Origin of the sequence: Pseudonocardia sp. Ae331_Ps2, assembly GCF_001932405.1 — a bacterium.
Lineage (GTDB): Bacteria > Actinomycetota > Actinomycetes > Mycobacteriales > Pseudonocardiaceae > Pseudonocardia.
In genome coordinates this window covers 1-2,716 of the sequence record NZ_MCIM01000014.1, presented here as the reverse complement: position 1 = coordinate 2,716, position 2,716 = coordinate 1, and the positions used below count along the sequence as shown (strand labels likewise).

At 65.5% G+C, this 2,716-nt stretch carries 2 protein-coding genes; both read right to left on the bottom strand.

Features of this window, described 5'->3' with window-relative positions; genetic code table 11:
- Positions 1-274: 274 nt before the first annotated feature.
- Entirely contained in the window at positions 275-823 is a 549-nt protein-coding gene (locus Ae331Ps2_RS34490; protein ID WP_337819513.1) for a hypothetical protein, read from the bottom strand.
- Positions 811-2,535 (bottom strand): excinuclease ABC subunit UvrA, encoded by a 1,725-nt coding sequence (locus Ae331Ps2_RS30055; protein WP_337819514.1) that lies wholly within the window; start codon positions 2,533-2,535, stop codon positions 811-813. Before Ae331Ps2_RS30055 ends, Ae331Ps2_RS34490 begins: the two co-directional genes overlap by 13 nt.
- Positions 2,536-2,716: the final 181 nt, after the last annotated feature.

Here is a 2,716-nt window from a genome sequence, read left to right as displayed (position 1 = left end):
CACTGGGCACGATCACGTCCGGCCGGCGCCCAGATGGAGGCTGAGCACCGGCCGCACCCGGATGCCACGTGGATCGACACGATTGGGCTCCTGGTCTAGACGTCGTCGCTGTGCTCGCCGTCCTGCCGGCGGGCCGGACGCGCACCCCGCACCGGTCCGGTGCTGCCAGGGTCGGATGTGCCGCCCCCGGACCCCAGCGTGCGCGGCCTCGGAGGGTCTGCCGGCAACCTCACGCCGAGCGCCTGGCCCACCGAGGTCTCGGGGGTCGAGCGGGTTACCGCAGAGACTCGCGCAGACATGCCGCGGTCACCGAGTCCGTCGCGGTCACCATGCTCTGCGGGCTGCCCTCGAACATGATCCTGCCGCCCGCGCTCCCGCCGCCCGGGCCGAGGTCGATGATCCAGTCGGCGTTCTTGACCACATCGAGGTTGTGCTCGATGACGATCACGGAATTGCCGGCGTCGACGAGGCTGTCGATGATCCGTAGTAGACCGTCGATGTCGGACAAGTGCAGGCCGGTTGTTGGCTCGTCCATCACGTAGATGCCGCCCTTGCGGCCCAGCTCGGTGGCGAGCTTGATGCGTTGGCACTCGCCGCCCGAGAGGGTGTTGAGCGGCTGCCCGAGCTGCAGGTAGCCCAGGCCGACGTCGATCATCGGGGCGAGCGTGTCGGTGATCGCGTGCTCGGTGAAGAACTCCATGGCCTCGTCGACGCTGAGGTCGAGCACCTCGCTGATGTTCAGTCCACGCAGGGTGTACTCCAGTACCTCCGGGGTGAACCGCCTGCCTGCGCAGACCTCGCACGTCGTGATCATCGCGTCCATGAAGGCGAGGTCGGTGTAGATGACGCCGAGGCCCTGGCACTCCGGGCAGGCACCCGCGGAGTTGAAGCTGAACTGCGACGCGCTCGCCCCCTGTTGGCATGAGCGAACGCACGACGGATCTCGTCCATGGCGCCCGAGTAGGTGGCCGGGTTGGAGCGACGACTGGTGCTGACCGCCGACTGATCGATCATGACCGTCGACGGGTGCTGTGCCCGGAAGCAGTTGCGGATGAGGCTGCTCTTACCGGAACCCGCCACTCCGGTGACGACAGTGAGCACTCCCGCGGGCACGTCGACGGTCACGTTCGCGAGGTTGTGCACGGCGGCGTCGGTGATGCGGAGCTGCCCGGTCGGCGTGCGTACCTCGACCTTCAGGGGCATCGGGCGGCGCAGGAACTGCCCGGTGAGGGTGTCGGCGCCGTGGAGTTCCTCCACAGATCCGGTGAAGACGATCTCGCCCCCGGCCTTTCCCGCCCGCGGGCCGACATCCACGACGTGGTCGGCGATCTCGATGACATCGCGGTCGTGCTCGACGACCAGCACGGTGTTGCCCTTGTCGCGGAGCCGGCGCATCAGGTCGGTGAGGCGGACGACGTCGTGGGGATGCAGGCCGATCGTGGGCTCGTCGAAGATGTAGAGGACCTCGACAAGCGCGCTCCCGAGATGGCGCACCATCTTGATCCGCTGTGACTCACCGCCCGACAACGTCGAGGTTTCCCGGTTGAGGCTCAAGTAGCCGAGCCCGAGCATCTGCAGGTGCCCGAGCCCGTCCACGAGGCTCTGCGCGACGGTCGCGGCCGTGGCACCACCCATCTGTTTGACCTCGTCGACGAGGTCGTTGATCTCCATCGCCGCGTACTCGGCGATATTGCGCCCGTTGACCTTGCACGCCAGCGCCTGCGCATTGAGTCGCAGCCCTTGGCAGGAGGAGCAGGTCGTCACATTCACGACTTGCTTGAGCGCCCTGCGGTTCTTGGCGCTCATCTCGTCCGGCTCTTTGCGCAGGTAGAGCCGCTCCATCTTGGGGATGATGCCCTCGTACTTCGAGTTGATCTCCCCGCCCTTCCAACCCAGCTTGATCGACGCGTCGGCGCCGTAGAGGAGCTGCATCCACTCCTGTTCGCTGTAGTCCGAGAGCTTCTTGTCGTTGTCGAACAGCCCGGAGTTCGCGTACAGCTTCCAGAACCAGCCGCCCGGGTTGAAGGCGGGATGGCGGATCGGGCCGTCGTTGAGCGACTTCCCGCGGTCGATCAGCTTGTCGATGTCGACTTCGCTGCGCCGGCCCAGGCCGTCGCAGTCCGGGCACATGCCCTGCGGATCGTTGAAGGAGAACGCGTTCGAGTACCCGACGTTGGGGCGGCCGACGCGGGAGAAGAGGAGCCGCAACAGCGCGTAGAGGTCGGTGATCGTGCCGACCGTGGATCGGGAGTTCCCGCCGATGCGCTTCTGATCGACGATGATCGCTACCGACAGGTTCTCGATGGAGTCCATGTCCGGCTGGCCGTACCGTGGCAGCCGGTTGCGCTGAAATGCCGTGAAGGTCTCGTTGAGCTGTCGCTGCGATTCCGCAGCGATCGTGTCGAACACAAGCGACGTCTTGCCCGATCCCGAGACACCGGTGAACACGACGATCTTGTGCTTCGGGATGTCCACAGAGACGTTCTTCAGGTTGTTCTCGCGGGCACCGTCGACATGGACGTACGAATCGATCATGGGATCACCGTAGTGAGAATAGCGGTCAGCTCATGTCCGCGATTATGACCAGAGCCCGATCAAGAGTCGGCCAATCGCACTCGGAGTTTCCGGCACGGGCGGGCAACAGCGATACCGCTGAATCCGCAGACCCAAGATCGAATTCTCCGGCGACGCTGGACGATGACCACTAGCGAGCACA